General features: G+C 59.8%; 21 protein-coding genes. 10 read left to right on the top strand and 11 right to left on the bottom strand.

Going from position 1 to position 23,663, the window contains the following annotated elements; genetic code table 11:
- Window positions 1-347, bottom strand: a 347-nt coding sequence (locus tag WAW39_RS14905) for an aminopeptidase (protein WP_422319992.1), incomplete at its 3' end; no start/stop codon positions are given.
- A gap of 66 nt (window positions 348-413) precedes the next feature.
- On the opposite strand from WAW39_RS14905, the gene WAW39_RS14900 reads away from it, so the two are divergent.
- Window positions 414-1,277 carry a DUF3108 domain-containing protein gene (locus WAW39_RS14900; RefSeq protein ID WP_422319991.1) on the top strand — a complete coding sequence of 288 codons (864 nt, stop codon included), beginning with the start codon at window positions 414-416 and terminating at the stop codon, window positions 1,275-1,277.
- Here the strand turns inward: WAW39_RS14900 and WAW39_RS14895 are convergent.
- The 7 genes from WAW39_RS14895 to WAW39_RS14865 all read right to left on the bottom strand — a co-directional run bounded on the left by WAW39_RS14895 (window position 1,274) and on the right by WAW39_RS14865 (window position 8,744).
- Entirely contained in the window at window positions 1,274-1,921 is a 648-nt protein-coding gene (locus tag WAW39_RS14895; RefSeq protein WP_422319990.1) for a hypothetical protein, read from the bottom strand. The two genes, WAW39_RS14900 and WAW39_RS14895, sit on opposite strands and share 4 nt — an antisense overlap.
- 21 nt (window positions 1,922-1,942) lie before the next feature.
- Window positions 1,943-2,737: a class I fructose-bisphosphate aldolase gene (locus tag WAW39_RS14890; protein ID WP_422319989.1), complete on the bottom strand. Its 795-nt coding sequence runs from the start codon at window positions 2,735-2,737 to the stop codon at window positions 1,943-1,945.
- Between the two features lie 87 nt (window positions 2,738-2,824).
- Window positions 2,825-3,172 carry a hypothetical protein gene (locus tag WAW39_RS14885; RefSeq protein ID WP_397383745.1) on the bottom strand — a complete coding sequence of 116 codons (348 nt, stop codon included), beginning with the start codon at window positions 3,170-3,172 and terminating at the stop codon, window positions 2,825-2,827.
- A gap of 64 nt (window positions 3,173-3,236) precedes the next feature.
- Window positions 3,237-3,935: a type II secretion system protein gene (locus WAW39_RS14880; protein ID WP_422319988.1), complete on the bottom strand. Its 699-nt coding sequence runs from the start codon at window positions 3,933-3,935 to the stop codon at window positions 3,237-3,239.
- 33 nt (window positions 3,936-3,968) lie between these two features.
- Entirely contained in the window at window positions 3,969-5,249 is a 1,281-nt protein-coding gene (locus WAW39_RS14875; RefSeq protein ID WP_422319987.1) for a type II secretion system F family protein, read from the bottom strand.
- A gap of 123 nt (window positions 5,250-5,372) precedes the next feature.
- The gene (locus tag WAW39_RS14870) at window positions 5,373-7,037 is read right to left on the bottom strand and encodes a GspE/PulE family protein (RefSeq protein ID WP_422319986.1); all 1,665 of its coding nucleotides are present in this window, start codon (window positions 7,035-7,037) and stop codon (window positions 5,373-5,375) included.
- A 48-nt stretch (window positions 7,038-7,085) separates the two neighbouring features.
- Window positions 7,086-8,744 carry a GspE/PulE family protein gene (locus WAW39_RS14865; RefSeq protein WP_422319985.1) on the bottom strand — a complete coding sequence of 553 codons (1,659 nt, stop codon included), beginning with the start codon at window positions 8,742-8,744 and terminating at the stop codon, window positions 7,086-7,088.
- 196 nt (window positions 8,745-8,940) lie between these two features.
- Between WAW39_RS14865 and WAW39_RS14860 the strand changes: the two genes are divergently transcribed.
- Both WAW39_RS14860 and dnaA read left to right on the top strand, forming a co-directional pair.
- The gene (locus WAW39_RS14860) at window positions 8,941-9,990 is read left to right on the top strand and encodes a DUF3500 domain-containing protein (RefSeq protein WP_422319984.1); all 1,050 of its coding nucleotides are present in this window, start codon (window positions 8,941-8,943) and stop codon (window positions 9,988-9,990) included.
- Window positions 9,991-10,339: 349 nt separating this feature from the next.
- Window positions 10,340-11,773: a chromosomal replication initiator protein DnaA gene (gene dnaA / locus WAW39_RS14855; RefSeq protein WP_422319983.1), complete on the top strand. Its 1,434-nt coding sequence runs from the start codon at window positions 10,340-10,342 to the stop codon at window positions 11,771-11,773.
- Between the two features lie 162 nt (window positions 11,774-11,935).
- On the opposite strand, the gene WAW39_RS14850 is transcribed toward dnaA, so the two are convergent.
- A complete protein-coding gene (locus WAW39_RS14850) occupies window positions 11,936-15,883 on the bottom strand; it encodes a PVC-type heme-binding CxxCH protein (protein WP_422319982.1) in 3,948 nt (1,315 codons plus the stop codon).
- 140 nt (window positions 15,884-16,023) lie between these two features.
- Between WAW39_RS14850 and WAW39_RS14845 the strand changes: the two genes are divergently transcribed.
- From WAW39_RS14845 to WAW39_RS14820, 6 genes are all read left to right on the top strand, one after another.
- Window positions 16,024-16,260 carry a hypothetical protein gene (locus WAW39_RS14845; protein WP_422319981.1) on the top strand — a complete coding sequence of 79 codons (237 nt, stop codon included), beginning with the start codon at window positions 16,024-16,026 and terminating at the stop codon, window positions 16,258-16,260.
- Between the two features lie 167 nt (window positions 16,261-16,427).
- A complete protein-coding gene (locus WAW39_RS14840) occupies window positions 16,428-16,583 on the top strand; it encodes a hypothetical protein (RefSeq protein WP_422319980.1) in 156 nt (51 codons plus the stop codon).
- Window positions 16,584-16,600: 17 nt separating this feature from the next.
- Window positions 16,601-17,818 carry a cysteine desulfurase gene (locus tag WAW39_RS14835; protein WP_422319979.1) on the top strand — a complete coding sequence of 406 codons (1,218 nt, stop codon included), beginning with the start codon at window positions 16,601-16,603 and terminating at the stop codon, window positions 17,816-17,818.
- A gap of 2 nt (window positions 17,819-17,820) precedes the next feature.
- Window positions 17,821-18,258: a Fe-S cluster assembly sulfur transfer protein SufU gene (gene sufU / locus WAW39_RS14830; protein ID WP_422319978.1), complete on the top strand. Its 438-nt coding sequence runs from the start codon at window positions 17,821-17,823 to the stop codon at window positions 18,256-18,258.
- A 3-nt stretch (window positions 18,259-18,261) separates the two neighbouring features.
- A complete protein-coding gene (gene mutM / locus WAW39_RS14825) occupies window positions 18,262-19,080 on the top strand; it encodes a bifunctional DNA-formamidopyrimidine glycosylase/DNA-(apurinic or apyrimidinic site) lyase (RefSeq protein WP_422319977.1) in 819 nt (272 codons plus the stop codon).
- Between the two features lie 40 nt (window positions 19,081-19,120).
- The gene (locus WAW39_RS14820) at window positions 19,121-20,170 is read left to right on the top strand and encodes a fructose-bisphosphatase class II family protein (protein ID WP_422319976.1); all 1,050 of its coding nucleotides are present in this window, start codon (window positions 19,121-19,123) and stop codon (window positions 20,168-20,170) included.
- On the opposite strand, the gene WAW39_RS14815 is transcribed toward WAW39_RS14820, so the two are convergent.
- Both WAW39_RS14815 and WAW39_RS14810 read right to left on the bottom strand, forming a co-directional pair.
- Window positions 20,167-21,207 (bottom strand): SAM-dependent methyltransferase, encoded by a 1,041-nt coding sequence (locus tag WAW39_RS14815; protein ID WP_422319975.1) that lies wholly within the window; start codon window positions 21,205-21,207, stop codon window positions 20,167-20,169. The two genes, WAW39_RS14820 and WAW39_RS14815, sit on opposite strands and share 4 nt — an antisense overlap.
- A 64-nt stretch (window positions 21,208-21,271) precedes the next feature.
- Window positions 21,272-21,706, bottom strand: coding sequence for a c-type cytochrome domain-containing protein (locus tag WAW39_RS14810; RefSeq protein WP_422319974.1), 435 nt, complete (start codon window positions 21,704-21,706; stop codon window positions 21,272-21,274).
- A 160-nt stretch (window positions 21,707-21,866) separates the two neighbouring features.
- Between WAW39_RS14810 and WAW39_RS14805 the strand changes: the two genes are divergently transcribed.
- On the top strand, window positions 21,867-23,663 hold a 1,797-nt coding region (locus WAW39_RS14805), incomplete at its 3' end, for a DNA translocase FtsK 4TM domain-containing protein (RefSeq protein WP_422319973.1).

Below are 23,663 nucleotides of genomic sequence, written 5' to 3'. Positions count from 1 at the left end.
GCCATGACGAGCTTCATTTTCTCCGGCGGAACGTCGGCGGCTTCGGTGATGTTGTGGCTGCCGCGCACGGCGATGTAGCAGTCGGTCTGCTTCATCAAGGCGAGGTTGTTTTCGGCGATGATGTCGTACTGCTTCTCAGAAGCATGAATCATCTGCTCGCGGGTGAGCACGGCGTCATTGATGCGCACCATGGGCAGACCGCCGACGGCGACGACCTCACGGATGAGGCTCTGGCCGACGGTGTTCGGCACGTCGAAGAGGTCGATCCAGACCAGGTCACCTTTTTTAACCTTGGTGGAGTAGCGGACAAGCTGGCGTGAGAGGGCGTCAATTCGGGGATCGTGCATGATGAGGGGACTGTGGCGGAAAAGACACAGACTGGCAAAAGGGAAAATTGAGGGAATAGTGGGCGCATGCGCTTTCTACTCGTTTTCCTCCTGGGTGTGCTGAGCCATTCTATGACCTGTGCGCAGTCACCGGAATGGGTCAAAGAGCTCACGCCTGGCACGGCAGGAACTCACAGGAAGGTGCCGCCCTGCAAGCTGACTTTTGACATCGGCTGGAGCCATGTGATGACGGCCGGACAGGCCACGCTGACGGTGCGTGAAGCGGGTGAGTACTGGCGTGCCGATGCCTCCGCCGCGAGCACGGGGCTGGCGCGCACGCTATGGAAGTACGACTGTGAGATGTCCTCCATCATGCATCGGGGGGATCTGCGGGCGCACTTTCTGCAGCACCGTGAGACGGACAGTGAAGAGACCTGCCGCTACCGCGTGGCATTTGAGCGGCACCGTGTGATCACGCAGACGCAAGTGCAGCCGGTGAAGGGATCCCCGTCCAGCTCCACCGCCGTGTGCGCCTATGGCCCCATGGATGACATTCTTTCCGTGATCCTGTATGTGCGCAGCCTGGAACTGAAGAACGGGCAAAAAATCACACGGGTGGTGCAGCCCTGGGACACGCCCTACCTGACCACCTTTGAGGTGCAGGGACGCGAGACCATCACATATGGCGGGCAGAAGCGCCCCTGCATCAAGCTGGGGCTGAAGATTCGAAAAATCGACCGCACCACGCTGGCCCTCAGCGCCTACAAGAAGATGAAGACGGCGACCATCTGGGTTTCAGATGATGAGCTGCGCATTCCCATCGAGATGAATGCCAGTGTTTTTGTCGGCTTCATGTTTGCCCGGCTGACGAAGTTCGAAACGCTCAGCGGCAAAGAAGCGACGGCTTCTTTGCCTCACCGAATCACGGTCAAACCACCGCCTGCGCCTTAAGGAGCGGCGGCGGCTGCTTCGACGCTGATTTTGATGTCGTCAAAGAACACGGGCTCGCCTGAAAAGGGGGTGCCCCAGATGGCGCATTTGCCCTGGCCTTTGAGCTTGGTGTCCTCGTGCTTGATGAGGGGCTCGGCAGGCTCTGCGGCATCGGCAGGCCAGGCTTTGCCGGTGATGGTCCAGGCGTCTCCAGCGCCTTTTTTGGCTTCGAGTTTGACCTTTACCCAAGCTTCGCTGGTCCAGGCAAAGGGGACGGTGACAAGCGTCTGGTCGCCTTTGACGAGATCGAGGGATTTCTTGGCGGGATTGACGATGAGCCGGTGGCCGCTCATGCCATGCACGCTGACGCCGAAGCGCGGAGTGCTGCGGCCACGCTTGATGGCGAGGATTTTGGCTTCGATGCTGGCATTGCCGCTGGCGGAGACGGCCAGCTGGGCGCTGGCGTCGGTGACGGGATTGGGATCGATGACGATGGCCTTGCTGCCATCGCGCGCGGCGATCTTGATGGTGCCATCCACGATGAAGACTTCCTTTGGCGGCTCGCCATCGGCCCAGTCGTCAGCCTTGATCTCGAAAGATTGCAGCTGCTGGGCGTGAAGAGAGCAGGTGGCGAACAGGCTGGCGGCAAGAAGCAGTCGTTTCATGGCGGGGAAAACGAAACTGACTCAGCGCACCGGTTCTTTCAGCAGTGCGAGGGCTTCAAGCGCGGAGGCGTCTTCATGCACGACGGCCGCGATGCTGCGGGCGATGGCGGCTGGGTTTTTGTGCTGCCAGACGTTGCGACCGATCGCCACGCCGGCGGCACCGGCATCCATGGCGTCTTCGACCATCTTCAGGAGGCCTGCGTCGTCTCCCATGGCGGCGCCGCCGAGGATGATGACAGGGACGAAGCTCTGGCCGATGATGCGGCGGAAGTCGTCCACCGTGCCATTGGTCGGGTACGGGCACTTCACGACATCCGAGCCGAGTTCGGCTGCGAGGCGGACTGCGAAGCTGACATTTTCCACGGTGTATTTTTCCGGAGCGCCCAGTGCGTAGGGCAGGGATTCCAGGATGACGGGAATGTCGGTGTCGAGGCTGAGGCGGATGAGGTCGGCGCACTCCTGGAAATTGGCCTTCTCATAGGCGGAGAAGGGGTAGAGCATGTTCATGACGGCATTGGCGCCGACCATTTCCGCTTCTTCGACGCCGAAGACGCCGATGCTGCCGGCGCCTTCACCTGTGGTGCGTGTGTTGTAGACGTCCGTGCGGAGGATGATGCCCTTGCCGGCGAGGCTGTCGGCAGCGCGCAGGGCGACACCGAGGTTCATGACGTAGCCATCGACGAATTCATTGACCTGATCGATGAGCTGAAAGGGGTTTTCCAAGCCAGGCACTGGAATGGCGCAACCGTGGTCAATGGGAAGGATGACGGTCTTGCCGTTGCGAAAGAGGGATTCGAGATTTTCCTGGCGGTTCATGGGGTCGGGATGGGGAATGAGACGTTTCTTCGCAGCGATGCACGCCCCGTGCAAACCAAAATCCACCCCATCAGGCCGGCCGCATCCTCAGCGGGCAATTCTCTGAGGCTGACTTTTGACCTTCTCAATTTCTCGGTTGGAGCTCTCCTCTGCGCGCTCAAAGCGTGTTTTGTCACGTTTGTGATCCCGCACCAAGTCGACCGTCCAGAAGGCTCCGCTGAGGCCGGTGGAGAGCAGGAGCAGGAACAGCGTGAAGCAGATGAAGGACATCTGGCGCTCCTGGCTGCGCCGCTGATCCCGATTGGAATCCACATCGAGCACTCCGAGCAAATCCATCCACCAGAGTCGCCAGACGCTCGGGTCACGTGCGATGTTCAATGCCCAGAAACTGACGAACAGCGCAAGAATGGAGGCGATGGCGAGACCGATGGGCATACTTGATCAAACTTTGCCCGGAAACACGCAAGAGGTCGTTTTCAGAAGCAGCAGCCGCCGCAATTTACCAGTTTTTGATCCATTTTACGGACACGGTTGGGTCCGTCAAAGTGCTGATGCTTTGCTTGGTGGTGTTTTGCTCATCTTCTGAGTATGACCAGAGATCATACGTGGTGTTGATGGTGGTGGGAGTGGGAGTGGGAGTGCTGCCCCCGCTTCCAGCGCCGGTCGTCGTGGTGGTGGGGATGGCTGCTTTGAGGTACTGAAAGGGGTGGCCAAAGCCGTCAATCAGCATGTAAGTGCTGCCTTTTCGGGTGTAGATGGTCTGTGGGATTTCGACGAACATCTTGTTTTTGAGTTCGGCCGCGCCTTCCACTTTGCCATCTGACGTGCCGCCTGATCCGCCTCCTGCAGGATCGCCAGTGACCCCTTTGATTTGGTCGTAACCGTCACCTGTCAGCGCTTGATAGAGGCATGAAGCCCCGGAGGTGTCATAGGTGGCCAGGCCGGGAGGAAACTGCACCATTTGATTGCTGTTGGCCGGCTCCGGGTATTCACCAAATTCCGTGTTGTAGCGTTCAAGCGCGAGTTTGATCGCCTCAAACGTTCCTGTGGTCAGGCGCCGTTTTGAGGAGCGCATGGCATAGGTGTACCCGCCCATGGTCAGAGCGGCAAGCAACGAGATGATGGTGACCACGATCAGCATCTCCACCAGAGTGAAGGCGCGAGTGCGTGAATGGAATGACAAGCGGGTTGATTTCATGACTCCAAGGTTGGTTGGGGGTGGTGTCCAGTCTTAGCCGCCAGCGCCGCTGAGGTTTTTGATCACGTCGATGAGCGGGAGGAAGAGGGCCATGACGATCACACCCACGACGAGGGCGAGCACGACGATCATCAGGGGCTCCAGCATGGAGGTGAGGGCGGAGACGGAATTGTCCACTTCGTCTTCATAGACGTCAGCGATTTTGAGAAGCATCTCAGGAAGCTGGCCGGTTTCCTCACCCACGTCGACCATGGAGATCACCATCGGGGGGAAGACTCCGCTGGACTCCAGAGGCGCCACCATGGACTCACCTTCTTTCACTGCGTCATGCACCTTGGTGATGGCGTCGGAAATGATTGTGTTGCCGGCGGTGTCGCGGGTGATGTTCAGGGCCTGCAAGATGGGCACGCCGGAGGTCACCAGCGTTCCCAGAGTGCGGGTGAAACGTGAGATGGCGGTTTTGCTCTGCACATCGCCGAAGAGCGGGAGCTTGAGCTTGGTACGGTCAATCCACCGGCGTCCGCCTTTGGTGGCGGCCATCATGCGCCAGCCGGCGATGATCGCTGCCAGACCGGCCACCTGATACCAGATGTAGTCGTACATGGTGCGGCTGAAGCCGATGACGAATTTCGTCAACGCCGGCAGCTTTTCTTTGCCGCCAGGAATCATGTCGTCAAAGATGGACTCAAAGCGTGGAACGATGACCAGCATGAGGAAGACCATGATGGCCGCAGCGATGAACATGACGATGATCGGGTAAACCATCGCCGCGACAATCTTGTTCTTGAGCTTCTGGGCCTTTTCCTGGTACTCGGCAAGACGGTTGAGCACGAGCTCAAGCACACCGCCGAGTTCACCGGCTTTCACCATGTTGATGTAGAGCTTGTTGAAGATGCGCGGGTACTGCTGGAGGCTTTCGGAGAAGGTGCTGCCGGTCTGAACATTGTCCGCCAGCGTGGTGATCGTTCCTTTCATCACCAGATTGGGCTCCTGACGGCCCAGCACGGTGAGACCGCGCAGCAGGGGGAGGCCGGAATCGATGAGCGTGGCGAGCTGACGTGTGAAAATCATCAGGCTCTTGCTCTTGACCTTGGCGTTTGCGCCGACTTTGACGGTCTTTGCCTTGCCCTTGGAGGTGGATTTGACGCGTTTCTTGATGGCAGCCGCCTGGCCCTGGCCTTCGGCGGCGACGCTGGTCGGATAGAGGCCGGTCTGGCGCAGTTGATTGATGGCATCTGCCTCGGAGGCAGCGTCAAGATCTCCGGCGGTTTCCTGTCCGTTCTGATCCAGGGCGATGTAATGAAACGTGGGCATAGGGGCGTATCGTGGCGGCGTTTGTTCAGGGTAATTTTAGAATACCGGGACGGCGGGTGTTCTGTCCATCAAATAATGTACAGGGTTGCACTCGGCAGGGGGCGCCGTCTGGCGTTGCGGAGATCAGGTGTATTTCAGCACTTCCTCGATGGTCGTTGATCCATCGTAAATGCCGCGCAGACCGTCTTCACGCAGGGTGACCATGCCGAGTTCGATGGCTTTCTGCTTCAAGACAATGGAGGGCGCGCGGCCGGTGATGAGCTCGCGGATGGGATCGGTGACATCCAGCAGCTCGTAGAGGCCCTTTCGGCCTTTGTAGCCGCTGTTGCCGCAGACAGAGCAGCCCGAGCCGGTGTAGAAGTGCTTGCCACCGAGATCTTCCGGTGTGAGGCCGAGCTGATTGAGAATGCTCAGGCTCGGTTCATACGGCGAGCGGCAGCTCTTGCAGATTGTACGCAGAAGGCGCTGGGCGAGCACTCCCTCCAGCGTGGCAGAGACGAGGAATGGCTCCACCCCCATGTCCACCAGACGGGTGACGGCCCCTGCAGAGTCGTTGGTGTGCAGGGTGCTGAGCACCAAGTGGCCGGTGAGGGAGGCCTGGATCGCGATCTGGGCGGTTTCAAGGTCACGCATTTCTCCCACCATGATGCGGTCAGGGTCCTGACGCAGGAAGGAGCGCAGGGCCTTGGCAAAGGTCAGACCCACCGCGTCATTGATCGGCACCTGCATGACGCCGTCGAGTTCGTATTCCACCGGGTCTTCGGCGGTGATCAGCTTGCAGTCGATGGTGTTGATCTTGCGCAGGCAGGCGTAGAGGGTCGTGGTCTTGCCAGCGCCGGTCGGACCGGTGACGATGAAGATGCCGTTGGGCTTGTGAATGGTCTCGACGATGTAGTCTTGAAGGAAGGGCTGCATGCCCAGCGCATCGAGCTCGATGTTGATCGAGGAGCGGTCAAGAACACGAAGCACCACAGACTCACCGTGCTGCGTGGGCAGGGAATTGACGCGCATGTCCACCGGCTTGCCGCCGACGTTGGTCATGATGCGTCCGTCCTGCGGGATGCGGCGCTCGGCGATGTTCATGTTCGACATCACTTTGATACGGGAGATGATCGAAGTGGCCAGGTGAATGGGCGGCGGCGCCATTTCATACAGCGCGCCGTCCACACGATAGCGGATTTTAAACTCGCGCTCAAAGGGCTCGAAGTGAATGTCGCTCGCTCGCTCCTTGATGGCCTGCTGCATCACCAGGTCGACGAACTTGACGATGGGCGCGGAATTCGCTTCTGCTTCAGCGGTGATGCCGTCTTTGCCGCTCTTGCCGAGCTGGCCGAAGATTTCCTCAATGCTGGGTGCGCCAGCGCCATAAAACTTCTCGATCAAAGTCAGCACCTGGCTGCGGCGGGCGACGACAGGCACAATCGTTTTTTCGAGTCCAAAGCGCAGGTCTTCCACCAGCTGGGGATTGAGCGGATCGGTGAAGGCGACGTGCAGTCCCTGCGCATCCAGCGTGATCGGAAACGCGCCGTAGAGGCGTGCCATGCCTGCCGGAATCAAGGCGATGACGGAGGGCGGTGGTTCGAAATTGTCGAGGTCGAAGTGGTCGGCGCCGAGTTCATCGGCCACCTGCGCCCAGAATTCATCCTCATTGGTGTAGATGCCGTAGGCCAGCAGCACCTGGACAATGTCTTTGCCGTTTTGCACGGAATCCTGCTCGATGTCGTAGGCGAGACCTTTGTCGATCACGCCCCGGCTTTTGAGCATCTCTACCACATTATGGGGAGTCATAGTCGTCTTTAAGAAATGAAATTCGTTGGGGAAGTCTGGGAGTGGGGATCAATCGGCGTCAGACATGGTGGCTTCGATCACTTCGTCGGCGGTGGTCAGGCCGGAAAGCACCTTGCGGATGCCGTCTTCACGCAGGGTGCGCATGCCCAGTTCGCGTGCTCGCTTGCGCAGCTGGGGAGTGGTGAGCTGCTGGTTGATCATGCTGCGCACTTCGTCGTTGATTTTGAAAATCTCCACGAGGGACATACGACCGCGGAAACCACGCTGGCGGCATTTGGAGCAGCCGACGGCGCTCATGATGGTGGCTTCCGCCATCTGGGCGGCTTCGAGGCCGAGGGAGCGCAGTTCGTGATTGGAGAGTTTGCCGGGCTGTTTGCAGTCGGGGCAGAGCTTGCGGACGAGTCGCTGAGCTTCGATCGCGCGAACGGCGGAAGCGGTGAGGAAGGGCTTGACCCCGATGTCCGTGAGACGTGCCACGGCGCTCGGTGCGTCGTTGGTGTGCAGCGTACTGAAGACCAAGTGACCCGTAAGGGACGCCTGGATGGCGATGGAGGCCGTCTCCAAATCTCGAATTTCCCCCAGCATGATGATGTTGGGCGCCTGACGCAGCATGGCGCGCAGTGCAGCGGCGAAAGTCATGCCGACGTCTTCCTTCACCATGACCTGGTTGATCCCCGCGAGTTCGTATTCGACCGGGTCTTCCACCGTGATGATCTTGCGGTCAGGGCGGTTGATGAAATTGAGGCAGGCGTACAGTGTGGTCGTTTTACCGGAGCCCGTGGGGCCGGTCACCAGAATGATGCCGTCAGGCAGGGTGATGAGCTGCTCAAAGGAGGCCTGGTCATCACTCAGGAATCCAAGATCCACGAGGCCGAGCTTCAGGCTGCTCTTGTCGAGCACACGCATGACGACGCTTTCACCGTTGTTGGTTGGGATGATCGACACACGCATGTCGATCTCCTTGTCATTGAAGTTCATCTGGATGCGGCCGTCCTGCGGGATGCGCTTTTCATCCAGCTGCATGGAGCCGGTCATGATTTTGAGACGCCCGATGATCGCGGAATGCAGGCGTTTGGGGTGGTGCTCCACGTCCACGAGGACACCGTCCATGCGGTAGCGGATGCGGATGTCCTTTTCCAGCGGCTCCACGTGAATATCAGAAGCCTTCTGCTTGAAGGCCTCCATCAGCATGTTCTGCACCAGCCTGATGACCGGGGCGTCAGCGTCTGAGGAAGTGCCAGCGTCTGCGCCCTTCGTTTCAATGCCAAGAATGGCTTCATTGCCATAGATATTGGACTGCACTGTCTTGATCAGCCCCGGGGTGGAGCAGTAGTACTCGATGTCCGGCTGCAGCACATGTGGCAGAGCATCCAGCGTTTCGAAGTCAAACGGGTCGGATACTGCAATCTGCAAGGTGCTCCCGTTTATCCCCAGCGGCGCAATTTTATATTTCTTGGCCACATCCACAGGAACAAGTCCCTTCAGGCCTGGATGGGCTTCAAAGCCATTCAAATCGACGTATTCCATGCCGGAGCTGACGGCAACCGTGCGTGCGATCTGCTCGTCTGTGATCGTGCCTGTTTTAACCAATATGGCAACGGCGCTCTCTCCAGGCTTCAGACCTGTTTTTGCATGCTGGATGTCACGCTCGGACAGCTGGCCGGTTTCCAGGAGCTGTTCGAGGAGGTATGCTTCATTGGAGTACATGAATTCGGATCTGCTTGGCGGGTGATGCGTGAAAACGGTATTTTACGATAATCATCAGACTACAACCTCACGCAGGAAAGTGTCAACGTCTCGGCGCTCGCAACGTGAAAAATGATGACAATGAATGACAAACCTCTCCCAGAATGAGCGTTCGACTTGCCCTGTCATCCAATCAAGACGACTCACAACCACCATCATGCACCTCGCTCAGCGCCTTTCTGTCCCGTTTCTCGGCATCTGCCTTGCCCTTTCTAGCTTCACTCCAAGCAAGGTGGGGGCGCACGATGCGGGCACGCAGATGTCCGCCATTGCCAAGGTCTTTCTGGCTGCGCTGACTCCGGAACAAAAAGCGAAGGCTTGCTTCGAGTTTGCCGCCGAGGAGCGCGAAAACTGGCACTTCATCCCGCGTGAGCGCAAGGGGCTGCCCCTCAAGGAAATGACGCCGCAGCAGCGCCTTCTCGCCCATGCTCTCTTAAATACCGGTCTCAGCTTCCGTGGCTCCGCCAAGGCGGTGACGATCATGAGTCTCGAAGAAGTGCTCTATCAGATGGAAGGTGCGGATGAATCCAAGCGCGCCGCCGTCCGTGAAAAACGCGATCCAGAAAAATACTTTGTCTCAATTTTCGGTGAACCCGCTGACAAGGGTGCCTGGGGCTGGCGTGTGGAAGGACATCACCTGTCCTTGAATTTCACCATCAAAGACGGCCAGATGCTCCGTGCTACACCCGCTTTCATGGGTACCAATCCAGGTGAAATCCGTCAGGGGCCGCTCACCGGACTGCGTGTGCTGGGAGTCGAGGAAGAACTGGGCCGTGAACTGGTCAAGTCGCTGACGCCTGAGCAGTTCAAGACGGCCTTTGTCGCCACGGAAGCCCCCAAGGAAATGATCACTGCAGCGGAGCACAAGGTGAACCCGCTGTCACCTGCCGGTCTTGTTGATTCGGAACTCAACGCGAAGCAGAAGGACATGCTCACGCGCATCATTTCGGAGTACATTGACCGGATGCGTCCCGAAATTGCTGAAGCCGCCCGCGCCGAGTTTAAAGAGAGCGGTCCGATTTATTTCGCCTGGGCTGGTGGCAAGGAGCGCGGCGAACCGCACTACTACCGTGTGCAGGGCAAGACCTTCCTGCTCGAGTATGACAACACCCAGAACGATGCCAACCATGTGCATAGTGTCTGGCGCAGCTTTGACGGCGACTTTGGCCGTGATCTCCTCGGCGAGCATGTGAAGAAGGCTCATTGATGCCGGTTTGCTCCATGCGGGAATGATCTTTTCCCGCATGAGATCAGGCACGCATTTTGTGTGCCTGTTTTGGTTGCGCACAGCTATTCGCAAACTGTTCACAGCTTGTTCGCTGCTGTTTGCACAGATCTTCACATTTTAATGCAAATTAATTTTGAATGTTTTGTTCGTTTGGATGGAAACTTCAAAAAATATATCGAAGAAGAGCTTGTTTCATGTGTCGGTTTCGACATACAAAGCATGGTCGTTTAAAAAGATATTCGATGGCCTCCTGATTGTTCCCAATTGAATACCTGCCGACGCATCTTACCAACCTAATCCCGACCTCATTCTCCCAGAAACACTCATCATGGCGCGCAACGATGAAAACTCGAATCACTCTTCCCTCAATGGCTCGGCTCACCATGCACACACAGAACTGTTCACACCTGTTCCCACGGTTTGGGACCAGGTCTGCGAAGTTTTGGTGAAGCGTCTGGGCGGGGATAATTTTCAGCGCTGCTTCAGCGGCACCTCGGGTCGTCTGGCAGATGACGGCAGGTTCATCATCACCGTGCCGAATCCGATCCATCAGCTCTGGATCGAGAGCAATCACACGGTGGCCGTTGCCGATGCCGTGGCTGAAGTCACTGGAGTGCCTGCAGTCATTGAGTTTCATGTGGCGACGGAACCGACCCCCGTTTCCTACGCGCCCATGCCCGAACTCAAGGCGGCGCGTGTCAACGCCGGTGACCAGGCTCCGATCCGTTTCTTCAGCGAAGCGGGACTGAACGCCAAGTTTAACTTCGACAGCTACGTCATCGGCCCCAACAGCAGCTACTCCGTGGCTGTTGCCAAGGCGGTGGCTGAAAAGCCGGGCCGCATCTACAATCCGCTGTTCTTCTACGGCCCGACGGGGCTTGGAAAGACGCACCTTCTTCAGGCCATCGGCCAGGAAGTGCTGGCGCGCAAACCACGTGCGAACGTGCGCTACGTCACCTCCGAGCAGTTCACCAACGAGTTCGTGGACGCCATCAAGCGCCAGACCTTCAGCCAGTTCCGCCAGAAATACCGCAAGGTGGATGTGCTGCTCATCGACGACGTGCATTTCTTCGAGGGCAAGGACAGCACGCAGGAGGAGTTCTTCCACACCTTCAACGAGCTCTTCAACAACGCGAAGCAGATCGTCCTGGCCAGCGACCGCCCGCCGAGCGAGATCAAAAATCTCGAAAGCCGCCTCGTCTCACGCTTTGAGTGGGGCCTTGCCACGCAGATCCAGGTGCCGGACTTTGAAACCCGCATCGCCATCCTGCGCCGCAAGCAGAGCGACTTCAACGTCTCTCTCGACCCATGGATCCTCGACTTCATGGCGCAGCGCATCCGTGTGAACGTGCGCAAGCTGGAAGGCGCGCTCATGCGCGTCGCCGCTCATGTCTCGCTCGAAGGCACCGTCCCCACGGAATCTGCACTCGCGACGATGCTGCATGATGTGATCGATGAAGATCCGTCCAAGACCGTCACTGTGGACCGCATCCAGCGCATCATCGCCACGCATTACGATCTGCGCGTCAGCGACCTCACCGGCCCGCGTCGTCCGAAAAACATCGCCGAAGCCCGTCAGGTGGCCATGTATCTGACGCGCACCCTGACCAAGCTTCCGCTGGTGCAGATTGGTGATGAATTCGGTGGTCGTGACCACGGCACCGTCATCCACGCCTGCAAAGTCGTCACGAACCTCGTCAACGGTTCCAACGACTTCAAGCGTACGCTGGATTCGCTCGCTGGTAAAATCCGCGAGAGCTGAGTCGCTTTTCACGATGGAGCATTGCAGGCGCGTCAGCGTCCTGGAGTGCTCCATTCCTGTGGAGCTTTGCGCAGGCTAAGGCACGCTCGAAAGCGCCGGAGGACCGGCGCTTCGAGGACACTATCGCGTTCGAGGGGGCGCTCAGGGGGCTATCAAAACGCCTCACTTCGCCACGCTCAGCGTGCCCCACATCAGTACGGCATGGCCGGGGAAGGTGCAGACGAATTCGTATTCACCGGGTTTTGAGGGGGCTTTGAGTTTGATGGTTTCCTTCTGGCCGGGCTCGAGGAGCTTGGTGGCGGCGAGAATTTCCTTCTCAAAGGCGGTGGGCATGAAGGCGCGGCCTTGCTTGTCGAGCTTGTCGGGCGTCATGGTCATGGCGGCGGTGCCGATTTCCATGTGCTTGCCGGGAGGGACAATGACGAAATTGTGCGGCATGACGTCGTCGTTTTCAAAGATGACTTCAAACTGCTTGCCGGCGGTGACTTCGATCCGGGTGGTGTCAAAGCGGAGCTGCTCATGCACGGTGTGGACGACGAAGACATCGACACTGATGGTCTTCAGTTCGGCGAGGGTGGCTTTGCCAGCGTCTCCCTGCAGCGCGGCCATTTCTTTGGCGGCGGCGATGATCTCGACATACTCGGGCTTGCTGCGGTCGGCGGGTTTCACCGTCTTGCCGTAGGCGAGGACGGCGTCGGTGACGGGTTTTGCTTTGGCGGCGTCCCAGCTGGCTTTCGGGAATTTCATGAGGGCCTTGGCGGCGGCGTTGCGCTCTTTGCCGTCGATGAGGTGCTGTGCCACGATCTGGAAGTTCGCGGCAGCATTGTCTGCACCCATGAGGGGCAGGGCGGTGAGCACGGCGCGAAGGCGGCCACCATCGAGCTTGGCATCTCCCAGCAGGGCGGTGAGGTGGGGCTGGAATTTGGCGCGCAGGGCGGCTTCGTTGGCGGGGATGAGGGCGATGGCTTCGATGAGATAGTTGCGCTCGCCGCCGTCGGTGACGGCCTTCCAGAGGTTGTCCGGCGTTTTGTCTCCGACGATGTAGGCGGCGTAGCAGGCGCGTTTCACGGGGGCCTGTTTCGCATCTTGGGCCAGGGTCTTGATGAGCGTGCCGTGGCGGGCGAGCATGCCCGGGGACTGTGCGAGCAGGAGCTTGCCGAGATCATCGGCGGTGGCGTTGAGTTTGCCGTCGGCGGCTTCGATGCGCTTGAGCATGTTCACGAGCACGACGGGCGCGTCGTCGCCGCTCGTCTTGGCGAGTTCTTCGAGAGCTTTCGCGCGGACGTCGGCGGTGAGTTTTGGCCGCGTGAGTTTTTCGATGAGAACGGGTTCCAGATCGGGCAGGCCCTTCAAGTCGGCATCGGTGGTCTTGGCAATGAACTCGGCCAGCGCTCCGGGATCTTTCGGCAGGACCTTGGTCTTGAGTACGGACTGCAGGCCTTTGCTGCATTCGCTGAAGACGTGGTCGATGTAATAGTCGGTGGGCTGTTTGAGCACGTCATAGGCGATTTCGAGGGCCTTTTCCGCATCGGGCGTGGGCTGGTAGAAGCTGAGGGCGCGGACCGCGTGCATGCGCACCGGCATGGCAGGGTCGTTGACGGCGACCTTGAGCAGATCAAGCGCGCCTGGAACGCGGTCTTTCCAGTAGCAGAGCACGCGCGTCGCGGCGGCACGGGCGCGAGGCTCGGGAGATTTCAAAACGGCTTTGAGCAGATCCACATCGACGACATCCACCCACTGGTGCGTCCACAGCGCTTCAAGACGATGGTGCTCGTACTCTTTGTCGCTCGGGTCGAGCTTTGCGGCCCATGCTTTTGCAGCGACGGCGACCTTGGCGGGATCATGCTTGGCGAGTTCGATCTTGCTGCGCATGCGCACGTTGTCCTCCCACGCTTTGAGGTTTTCGAGCAGGTGCTCAATGCTCTCGCCGTAGATTTTGGCAGGCTTGAGCAGCGCACGGCCTTCATAGGTCAGCTTGTAGATGCGGCCGTGCAGGTGGTCGCGGTTTGGGTCACGCAAATGGTGCTGCATGTGGCCGATGATGGCATTGGACCAGTCGCAGAAATACAGCGCGCCATCCGGGCCCACGCTGACGGCGCTTGGGCGGAAGGTGGGATACACGGCGGGATCGACCTTGACGAGTTCGTTGCTGACTTCGCCCTTCAGGGCTGAGCCATCCGGCATGAGCGGCACGCGCCAGATGCCCTGGAAGCTGATGACATTGCAGTTGAGGAAATTGTTCTGCCAGTCGTCGGGGAAGTGGCGGCTGGAGATGAGGTTGTTGCCAGCGGCAGGGCGTGCGGGGCGTTTCCAAAACTCCTGCAGTTTGGCGCTGCCGCCGCCTTCGCGTGGCAGGTAGCAGGAGGAGGCTTCGGCAAAGGTGTTCACGTTGCCGGTGGCGTCGGTGAAGAAGGCGTTGCCCCAGCGGTCCCACACTTTGCCATGGGGATTCACCGTGGCGTCCGTGGTGAAGCGCTCCAGCGTGCGGCGGTTGAGGTCAAAGCGGTAGATGCAGCCGTTCGTGTTGCGCACGGGGCCGTAGAGTGTTTCCACCTGCGTGCGGTGGAAGACGCCATCGCTCGGATACAGGGCACCGCCGCAGTCGTAGCTCAGCGCATTCGTTTCATGGTGGGAGTCGGCGGCGCAGAGGCCCATCAGCAGGATGGTGCGCTTGTCGCTTTTGCCGTCGCCATCGGTGTCTTCGAGATACACGAGATTGGGCGACTGCATGACGATGACGCCATCCTTGTAGAAATTGAATCCGGTGGGGCAGTTCAGATTGTCGGCAAACTCGGTCATCTTGTCCGCTGCGCCGTCACCGTCTGTGTCTTCAAAGACCAGCAGGCTGTCGCCCTTGGTGCTGGTGGGGGTGCGCTCGGGGTAGTTCCGCCAGGCGCTGATCCACAGGCGGCCGCGGGTGTCCCAGGCCATCTGCACCGGCTTGGCGAGTTCGGGGAATTTCTTTTCATCCGCAAAGAGCGTGATCTTGAGTCCGGCTTCGACCTGGATGTTTTTCATTGCCTCCTTGGCGTCAGGGAAAGCTACAAGCCCTTCGGGCGTGAAGGTCATGCCGGTCATCGGCACCTTGTTGAACTCCTTGCCCTCCTTCGGGTTGGGCATGTTGGTGGGGACTTTTTCCACGGGCGGCAGGTTGTCGTCTTTGACTTCGAGATCGCCACCTTTGGCGATGGCGTGGACGCGCTGATCGCGGTTGGCCGTCTTCACATCGCGCTGGGCCATTTCCTCCATCATCACCTGGTAATTGGAAATGTAGGGCTTCTCGGGATTGCGCTCGTTCTGTTTGAAACCACCCACTCCAGCGGCGTAGGCGAGGCCGGAGCGGCCGCCATAGACGTTGTAGCCGTCCACGGTGCGGTAGCGCTGGTGCCATTCCCAGTTTTTGTCGTTGATGGCCTTGCGCAGTTTTTCATTCACCTGCGGTGCATCCTTGCCGGTGAGGGATTTGAAGGCGGCTTCCGCGATGGCCTTTTCCCCGCTGTCGGTAATGTAGAGGCCGTCGAGTGTGGAGCCCTCTGGCAGGCCCTTGGCGCTGGGCTGGAAGAGATCCACAAACGTCACGCCTTTCGCGGTGGCGACTTCATTCATCGCAGCGGCGTAGTTTTGGATGTTGGTGTTCTTTTCCTCCACCGGCGGGAGGCTTGGATTGGCCAGCTTTTGCAGGGCGATGGGCGAAAACAGCACGATGCGCGGCGCGCCTTTGCCGCTGTAGTTCTGCGCCTTCGCGTCGTCGATGAACTTGGCGAGGTTCTTTTTGAAGTCTTCAATGCCCTCGTAGCCCTTGAAGGATTCATTGTAGCCGTAAAAGGCGAAAATGACGTCAGCCTTCACCTTCGTGAGCCATTCGTCGCGTGTGCCGAAGTTGTCGATGCGGTGCCAGGTCTGCACCTCATCGCCGGAAAAGGCCAGATTGCGGAAGGTGAGGTCCTTGCCGGCATTGGCCTGCGTCAACATCGTCTCCAGCCAGCCGGAATATTGTGAGCGGTCAGGCAGCGCGTTGCCGAGAATGGCGATGCTGTCGCCCTGCTTGAGTTCGATCTCAGCCTGGAGCGAGACGGTGAGGGCGAGGAGGATGGTGAGCAGTTTCTTCATGTGGGTTGGAAACGGAAGGGCAGTGGAATACGGGCCTGCAGCGGCAATGTTTGCCAGACAAAGCACAAGTTTCGCCCCGGGCCGAGGGCATCATATATGTTTACTCTCTCAGGCGATTGTGATAAAAACAACAAATGCCCGTGAAATCCCGTCTGATTTTTGCCTTCGCCGCCACCCTCTTGCTGAGCAATTGTGGTTTGATCGGCACGGCATTGCGTCTGGCTCCTTATGCCCTGATGTTAGCTGACGAGAATGGCAAGGGGACGACTGCCAGCAAGACGCTGGAGATGCGCGGACGCGAGGTGCAGGCCAGGGGAGATCGCCAAATCCGTCCAACGGCTGCAAGCTCCATTTCCCACGTGGCTTTCAAGCCATGAGCATCTTTTGTTTACAGAATCGCAACGTCATGATAAACACGAAGTTAATGAAATTCGCCCGTCTCAGTTTTCTCATTTTGCTTTCCACTGGCCTGACCAGCTGCCAAACGTGGGAAGCCTTAAAGAACTGCGCTCCCGTGAGAGCGTTTGATGAAACTGGTGCCTCCATGCTGAACATGCTGGGCGAGAACAATCTGCCAGCAGACGGCAAATCGGGTTCATTGCAGGATCGTGCGAGCAAGGTCGAAAGCCGCGGCATCTACGCAGCCCGCAAGGCGGCCCCCGTCAGCGTTACGACTCGACAGAGTGTGGTGGCACGCTAGTGTCTGGGTCGGAAGACATGGACTGGCACCGCATACGCTCTGATTTCCCCATCCTTGATCAGCAGGTGAATGGTCACCCGCTCGTCTATCTGGACAGTGCGGCCAGCAGCCAGAAGCCGCGTGCGGTCATTCAGACGCTCTCGCGTTACTACGAGCGTGACAACGCGAACGTCCACCGCGCCCTGCACGAACTGAGCAACCGTGCCACCGAGGCCTTTGAGGCGTCGCGGAAAAAAGTGGCGCGTTTCATCGGCGCGGCGTCGGAGGACGAGATCATTTTCACCCGTGGCACCACCGAGGGCATCAACCTCGTCGCGAACACCTGGGGCACTCAGAATCTGCGGGCAGGGGATGTCATCCTCATCACCGGCATGGAGCATCACAGCAACATCGTCCCGTGGCAGCTGCTCGCCCAGCGCACGGGCGCGACGCTCAAATACATCCCGGTGCTGGATGACGGCACGCTTGATTCCGCCGCCATCGAAACCTTGCTCACAGAGCAGGTGAAGCTCTTCGCCTTCGTCCATATTTCCAACTCGCTCGGCACCATCAATCCCGCCAAGGAACTCCTTGCCAGGGCGAAGGCCCTCGGCGCGGTGACGCTGCTGGATGGCGCGCAAAGTGCGGGGCACATGCCCATCGATGTGAAAGATCTGGGCTGCGACTTCTTCGTTTTCTCCGGTCACAAGATGTGCGGCCCCACCGGCATCGGTGTGCTGTATGGCCGCATGGCCCTTCTGGAAACCATGCCGCCCTGGCATGGCGGTGGCGAGATGATTCTGGCGGTCACCATGGAGAGCAGCACCTACAAGGCGCCGCCGCATCGTTTCGAGGCGGGCACGCCCGACATCTCCGGTGTCATCGGTCTCGGTGCCGCCATTGATTATCTGGAGGCCATCGGCCTCGAACACATCCAGCGTCACGACCACAATCTGGCCAACTACGCCGTGCAGCGCATGAGCGAGGTGCCCGGCATCCGCATCCTCGGCCCGCAGAACGGCCACCGTGGAGCGCTCGTCGCCTTCCATCTCGATTTTGCGCATCCGCACGACCTTGTCGAGTTCGCCAACAGCCACGGCGTGGCCATGCGCGGCGGGCATCACTGCACCCAGCCGCTGATGAAGCGCTTTAAGGTGCCCGGCACCACCCGCGCCAGCTTTTATTTCTACAACACGCTCGAAGAGATCAATCGCCTCGTCGAAGTACTGCTCCTCGCGCGTAAGTTCTTCACCTGACCATGCTCTCTGACGACCTCCGCGACCTTTATCAGCAGGTGATCCTTGATCACTCCCGGAATCCGCGCAATCACGGCGAACTCCCGCCGCCCTGCCTGCACGCCCATGGCGACAATCCCTCCTGCGGCGACGAGATCGACGTCTGGGTACGGGTGGCCGACAACGGCAACATCGACGACCTCAAATTCACCGGCCAAGGCTGCGCCATCAGCCAGGCCAGCGCCTCCATGATGACGCAGAAGATCAAAGGCAAGTCCAAGGACGAAGCCGCCGCCGTGCGTGAAGACTTCCGCCGCGTGGTCATGGGCGACGGCGCCCCTGCCAACGAAGACGCCCTCGGCGAACTCATCCTCCTCGAAGGCGTGCAAAAATTTCCCCAGCGTGTGAAGTGCGCCATGCTGGCGTGGCGTGCGCTGGAGCAGGCGCTGGAAGGCAAGTAGGCCATGCCTGAACTCCCCGAAGTTGAAACCGCTCTGCGCGGGGTCTCGCCGTATGTAATTGGCAAACGGGTTCGGGAGGTGATCGTGCGTGACAAGCGGCTGAGGTGGCCGATTCCGGACACGATTCATGAGCTGGAAGGCTGCCGGATTGAGACGGGCACGCGCCGGGCGAAGTACCTGCTTTTTGGCACCGCCAAAGGCACGCTGCTGCTGCATTTGGGCATGTCGGGAAATCTGCGGGTGCTGCCGGCGGACACGCCGTTTAAAAAGCATGACCATCTGGCCATCACGCTGGAGGGCGGCAAGCAACTGCGGCTGCATGATCCGCGTCGCTTTGGGGCGGCATTGTGGATTGAGGGGGATCCGATGCAGCATCCGCTGCTCAAAGACCTCGGGCCTGAACCTCTGGGGGATGAGTTCACGGCGGATCATTTACAGGCTGCCTGCAAGGGCAAGACGGCAGCGATCAAGCAGGTCATCATGGATGCGCATGTCGTGGTGGGCGTGGGCAACATCTACGCCAGCGAGGCTTTGTTCATGGCGGGCATCAATCCACGGCAGGCGGCTGGCAAGGTGACGAAGCCGAGGCTTGGGAAACTGGTGAAGGCCATCCGCGAGGTGCTGGCGGCTTCCATCGAAATGGGCGGCACCACGCTGCGGGACTTTTTGAACGAGAGCGGCGAGCCCGGCTACTTCAAGCTGACGCTGCGCGTCTATGATCGTGCCGGCGAGCCCTGCCGCGTCTGCAAAACGGAGATCAAGCGCATCGTCCAGGGACAGCGCTCGACGTTCTTCTGCCCGAAATGCCAAAAGGGATCGTGACTTTTTGCGGCCTTCTGGCATTGCTGCCTTACCACCAGCCATGTCCACGTCCTTACCACCGCTGCGCAGCACTCACGATCTGGAACGCATCCTCGAATTTGAATTCGTGCGTGCCACGGAAAACGCGGCCCTGCAGGCCATTCACTGGCTTGGCCGGGGTGAAAAAGAGCTCGCGGATGGTGCCGCCTGCAGCGCGATCTATGGCGTCTTCGACATCCTCGACATTCGTGGCGAGGTGGTGATCGGAGAGGGGATCAAGGACAATGCGCCCGGCATCTTCGTCGGCGAACACCTGGGCACCTGGCGCGATGGCACACCGCGCTTCAACATCGCCCTCGATCCCATCGACGGCACCAGCAACATCGCCAAAGGCCTGCCGAACAGCATTTCCGTCATCGCGGCGGCGCAAATTCCTGACGGTGCGCCGTGCGCCATGAAAAGCATTCCGAGCTTCTACAGCCACAAAATCGCCTACGGGCCGGCGGTGAAGAAGGCGCTGGAGGGCAGCGGAGACCGCTGCTTCCTCGACATGCCGCTGCATGAGGTCATCAGCTTTGTGGCCCAGGCCTTGGGCAAGCGTGAACGCGACCTTGTCGTTTCCACCATGGATCGTCCGCGTCATCATGAGATCGTCGAGGAGATCCGCCGCTCAGGCGCTGCATTGAGAATGGTGACGGATGGTGACATTGCTGCGGCGGTCGCGCCTTCGATGCCGGAGTCCAACTGTGATCTCTACGTGGGCATGGGCGGCTCTCCCGAAGGCATCCTGGCTGCTGCTGCGCTGAAATGCCTCGGTGGCGACATGCAGCTGCGCATGTGGTTTCACGATGAAGCCCACCGCGCCGAGGTCGCCGCGTACACGCCTGCCTCTGAGATGGAGCAGGTTTTCCGCGTGCATGAACTGATCGTGGGAGAGAGCGCCTTGTTTTGCGCCACAGGCATCAGCGACAGCCCTTTGCTGCCCGGCTGCCGCCTCGTTGGCCACCGCGTGGAAACGCATGCTAGTTTGATGCGCTCACGCAGCGCCACGGTGCGCCGCATTCACTCCACGCATGATCTGGACTGCAAGGTGGTGCCGCTCCGCGCTTAACCGGCGCAGATGCAAATCTCCCGGCGGTTGCCAGCCAGCTGCGTGGCAAACACGGGGGCGGGGGCGAAGTCGCGGATGGTGTCGATGAACTCGTGGGCGCGGTCTTCGAGGGCCGGGGTGTTGAGCTTGATCGTGAGGATCAGCCGCCGTGCCTGCACCGCGTCTTGAATGCGCTGGATCTCGGGAATGACCAGCGGCGGGGCGAGATTGATGTCGCACAGCAGCAGGGCCACTTCGCGTGGCAGGGCGGTGAGATTGAGCCGGCCAGCGGCGGTGCGCCAGTGGTCGAACCGGACGCCTTTGGCCTTGGCCAGATCGAGCACGCGCGGGTCCATTTCACCGGTATCGATGCCGAGGACGTTCATGCCGCGCTGGATCAGCGCATAGGTGGCGCCGCCGGGAGCGCAGCCGAGATCGAGGGCGGTCTGCCCGCTGAAATCAAGCTGATCCCAGCCACGCCAGGCGAGCGCTTGTTCGAGTTTGAGCCAGGCACGTGAGGGGACATCGGCGGGCAGCGCGATGCGGGGCAGTCCACCGGGATGGGTGTGCATGCCGGGCTGGTGCTCGTGGCAACCAAGGAAAAGAGGTTCTTCTGGAGTCTCGCCGACGATGACATCGAGAATCAGATCGCCATGCGCGAAGGTCGGACTGGTTTCGAGGGCGACGCCCGCTTCTCCTAGTGCGGCGGTGATTTCAGCGGTGAGTGCGTCGATGCGCTGCCAGGTGGCGGCTTCCACGCCGTCCTCCGCCGTGATGCGCGGGAAGACGTGCAGGCGCAGGGGCTTGCTGCCGAGGCTGCGGGCGTGCTCGACCAGTTCGGCCAGCGTTTTGCAAAGGCCGAGGGAGATGCCGCTGACGCGCGCAAAGTGGCTCAGGTTCTTGGGCGGGCTGAAGCCTGGATGCTTCACCTTCCAAGTGATGAACTGCGGCTTCATGAACGCAGGCGTGAGTTCACCGACGAAGTGGCTGGCGATGTCTCGCTTGAGCGTGGCCTCAGATCCGGCCCGGCAGGTGGTGAAACGAAAAGGTGTGTTCATGAATGGGAAAAAGAAAGGCGGAGCCAAGGCTCCGCCCTTCGTGGTGAGATGTGGTGACTAAAATTTACTCAACGCCTTTCCAGGCTCCGAAGCTGGCACCTTCGGTGATCCACTTCTTGATGAGGTCGATGTTGGCCGGGGTGACACGATCGCCTTTGCCTTCAGGAGGCATGGCCATGTCGTCGGTGTCAGGGAGGGCCATGGTCTTCACCAGCCAGCTGGCGTCAGGCTTGCCGGCCACGACGTTTTCATCCGGGTATTCTTTGCCGCCTTTGATGATGGCTGCAGCGCTGTCGAGGCGAAGGCCGCCTTTGGGCTTCTTGATCTTGCCATTGTCTTCATGCTCCTTCTCATGGCACTTGAAGCAGCTCTCCTTCAGGATGGGGAGGATTTGCTTTTCGAAGTCCACTTTGCCGGCGTCCTGGGCGCTGGTGGTGGAGGTGACGGAGACGCCGAGGGCAAGCACGGCGGCAAGGGTGAGGGCGAGGGTGTTTTTCATGATTGTGGTGTGACGTAGCAACGGACAAAGATGTTCGCGGGATTTTTTGCGGTCAAGCAGCAACCCGGAATGGATCGAAGCCGATTCACAAAAGTGAGGCAAGGTAAATATTTCGGTAGCCTTAAATAATTTCGTCTGCCACAATTACCAGATTGTTGTCATGAGTCGTGCCGCTGCTGCCTCCCGCCCCCCTCGCGCCCGATCTACGGACGAGAAGGAAAGCCCGTGGAATGATGTTTTCGGCATCCTGTTGCTGATGCTGGCGGCCATGCTGCTGCTGGCTCTGATCTCGTATGATCCACGCGACATGCCGTCCTGGTCCTTCCTCGCGCTGTCGGAATCCTCCGGGGACACGACGCATAATTTTGTCGGCCGCATTGGCGCGCTGGTGGCGGGGCACATGCTCTGGCTCATGGGCTTTTCGGCCTATCTGCTGCCCTTCAGCATGACGTGGTTTGGCGTGTGCAAACTGCACTCCAAGATGAAGATCACCCGAGCCGCCTGGCTGGGCGTGGCTGTCATGATCATCAGCGGTGCCGCGCTGCTGGAAGTGCAGAGCCTGCTCAGTGAGCGGGATCATTTCACCCCATTGGGCGGTTCGGGCGGGCTGGGCTATGTCATCGGCGGCACCTTCTTGAAACATCTGCTCGGCAAGGTGGGGGCCACCTTGGTTCTCGGCACCGTTTACATGGGCGGACTCTTCCTTGTGACCGGCCAGCATCCGCTGACGGTGATCCAAAACATTCGTTTGGAACTGACCCGCTGGAAGGCTGAGCGTGAGGCGCAGCGCCTGATCCAGGAAAAGCTGGCCGAGGAGGCGGCGAACACCATTCCTGGCACCGTGACGCCCGTGCCGGAAGGCCTGCGGCGGAAGAAAAAGGACAAGGGTACGGAGCTGCGCGGGGACACTCCTGCAACTGCGGCCACCAACATGGAGCTGCCGCTCAAGTTTGATCCGCCACCGCCGAAGATTATCGACTCCTCCGTGTCCCGTGCGCATGAGGACCGCAGCGACAAGCCGAAGCTGGCCGAGGTGTGGGAGCAGAAGCGTGCGCAGAAGATGGAGCAGGCGCCGCATGGCTCGCTGGGAAATCTGACCAAGCTGTTCAAGGACTACAAGCTGCCCTCCATGGAGCTGCTGAAATGGCCGGAAGAGACGCACCGTGCGCCGACGGACAAGAGCGAGCTGCTTGGCATCCAGGCCACCATCGTCAAAGCGCTGGCGAGTTTCGGCATCAGTGTGGAGCCGGGGGACATCACCCGTGGCCCTGCCATCACCCGCTACGAAGTGCGTCCCGTCGATGGTCTGCGCGTGAGCCGCATTGCGAATCTGGATGCGGACATCGCCCGTGCCACACGCGCCGAGCGGATCAACATCCTCGCGCCAATTCCTGGCAAGGACACCGTGGGCATCGAGCTGGCCAACTCGGAGAAGACCATCGTGCCGCTGCGCGAACTGCTGGAGGACGATGTGTTCGTCAACGGCAAGTCCAAGCTGCCCGTCGCGCTGGGCAAGGACGTGTATGGCAAGACGATCATCGGCGATCTTGCCGCGATGCCGCATCTGCTCGTCGCAGGTGCCACGGGCAGTGGTAAGAGTGTGTGCATCAACAGCATCATCACCAGCCTGATCTGCCGTTTTGCTCCGGATGAGCTGCGCTTCATCATGATCGACCCGAAGGTCGTGGAAATGCAGAACTACGAGGAGCTGCCGCATCTGGCGCTGCCGGTGGTGACGGATCCCAAGAAGGCGCTGCTGGCCCTGCGCTGGGTGGTCAAGGAGATGGAGAACCGCTACCAGATCTTTGCACAGGAAGGCTGCCGTAACTTCGAAGCCTTCAACAATCGCAATATCAAACGCAAGGCCGAGGCCGACGCCGCCCGTGCCGCGCGCAATGCCGCTGCCGCCGCAGCTGCGCCTGCAGCCACCGTTTCTGCCAAGGCGAAGACCAAGGCC

This window comes from Prosthecobacter sp. (genome assembly GCF_049294395.1).
Lineage (GTDB): Bacteria > Verrucomicrobiota > Verrucomicrobiia > Verrucomicrobiales > Verrucomicrobiaceae > Prosthecobacter.
Note: the sequence above shows the minus strand (reverse complement) of the source record. Positions and strands in the feature narration are given on the sequence as shown.

Excerpts from the sequence above, each read along its gene's own strand:
- WAW39_RS14865 (WP_422319985.1), bottom strand. The coding sequence starts at position 8,744 with ATGTACTCCAATGAAGCATACCTCCTCGAACAGCTCCTGGAAACCGGC.
- WAW39_RS14870 (WP_422319986.1), bottom strand. The coding sequence starts at position 7,037 with ATGACTCCCCATAATGTGGTAGAGATGCTCAAAAGCCGGGGCGTGATC.
- WAW39_RS14875 (WP_422319987.1), bottom strand. The coding sequence starts at position 5,249 with ATGCCCACGTTTCATTACATCGCCCTGGATCAGAACGGACAGGAAACC.
- WAW39_RS14890 (WP_422319989.1), bottom strand. The coding sequence starts at position 2,737 with ATGAACCGCCAGGAAAATCTCGAATCCCTCTTTCGCAACGGCAAGACC.
- sufU (WP_422319978.1), top strand. The coding sequence starts at position 17,821 with ATGCTCTCTGACGACCTCCGCGACCTTTATCAGCAGGTGATCCTTGAT.
- dnaA (WP_422319983.1), top strand. The coding sequence starts at position 10,340 with ATGGCGCGCAACGATGAAAACTCGAATCACTCTTCCCTCAATGGCTCG.
- WAW39_RS14810 (WP_422319974.1), bottom strand. The coding sequence starts at position 21,706 with ATGAAAAACACCCTCGCCCTCACCCTTGCCGCCGTGCTTGCCCTCGGC.
- WAW39_RS14895 (WP_422319990.1), bottom strand. The coding sequence starts at position 1,921 with ATGAAACGACTGCTTCTTGCCGCCAGCCTGTTCGCCACCTGCTCTCTT.
- WAW39_RS14885 (WP_397383745.1), bottom strand. The coding sequence starts at position 3,172 with ATGCCCATCGGTCTCGCCATCGCCTCCATTCTTGCGCTGTTCGTCAGT.
- mutM (WP_422319977.1), top strand. The coding sequence starts at position 18,262 with ATGCCTGAACTCCCCGAAGTTGAAACCGCTCTGCGCGGGGTCTCGCCG.
- WAW39_RS14850 (WP_422319982.1), bottom strand. The coding sequence starts at position 15,883 with ATGAAGAAACTGCTCACCATCCTCCTCGCCCTCACCGTCTCGCTCCAG.
- WAW39_RS14840 (WP_422319980.1), top strand. The coding sequence starts at position 16,428 with ATGCTGAACATGCTGGGCGAGAACAATCTGCCAGCAGACGGCAAATCG.
- WAW39_RS14820 (WP_422319976.1), top strand. The coding sequence starts at position 19,121 with ATGTCCACGTCCTTACCACCGCTGCGCAGCACTCACGATCTGGAACGC.
- WAW39_RS14900 (WP_422319991.1), top strand. The coding sequence starts at position 414 with ATGCGCTTTCTACTCGTTTTCCTCCTGGGTGTGCTGAGCCATTCTATG.
- WAW39_RS14815 (WP_422319975.1), bottom strand. The coding sequence starts at position 21,207 with ATGAACACACCTTTTCGTTTCACCACCTGCCGGGCCGGATCTGAGGCC.
- WAW39_RS14835 (WP_422319979.1), top strand. The coding sequence starts at position 16,601 with ATGGACTGGCACCGCATACGCTCTGATTTCCCCATCCTTGATCAGCAG.
- WAW39_RS14860 (WP_422319984.1), top strand. The coding sequence starts at position 8,941 with ATGCACCTCGCTCAGCGCCTTTCTGTCCCGTTTCTCGGCATCTGCCTT.
- WAW39_RS14880 (WP_422319988.1), bottom strand. The coding sequence starts at position 3,935 with ATGAAATCAACCCGCTTGTCATTCCATTCACGCACTCGCGCCTTCACT.